Source organism: Pseudomonas sp. DE0010 (genome assembly GCF_007680745.1).
Taxonomy (GTDB): domain Bacteria; phylum Pseudomonadota; class Gammaproteobacteria; order Pseudomonadales; family Pseudomonadaceae; genus Aquipseudomonas; species Aquipseudomonas parafulva_B.
The window spans coordinates 1-284 of sequence record NZ_VEJQ01000183.1; the positions used below are offsets into that span (position 1 = coordinate 1).

Below are 284 nucleotides of genomic sequence, written 5' to 3' on the forward strand. Positions count from 1 at the left end.
GTGATCGCCCATGCCCACTTCATGGGCCGCGACATCACCATCGAGCTGATCCGCGAATCGCTCAAGGATCTCCTGGCACTGCAGGACAAGCTGGTCAGCATCGACAACATCCAGCGCACCGCGGCCGAGTACTACAAGATCAAGATCGCCGATCTGCTGTCCAAACGCCGCTCGCGTTCGGTCGCCCGGCCGCGGCAGGTCGCCATGGCGCTGTCCAAGGAGCTGACCAACCACAGCCTGCCGGAAATCGGCGACGCCTTTGGCGGACGCGATCACACGACGGT

Annotated in this window: 1 protein-coding gene; it reads left to right on the forward strand. The window is 63.4% G+C overall.

Annotated elements, in window-relative coordinates; translation table 11 throughout:
* Nucleotides 1-284, forward strand: a 284-nt coding sequence (locus FS767_RS22165) for a helix-turn-helix domain-containing protein (RefSeq protein WP_305986795.1), incomplete at both ends; no start/stop codon positions are given.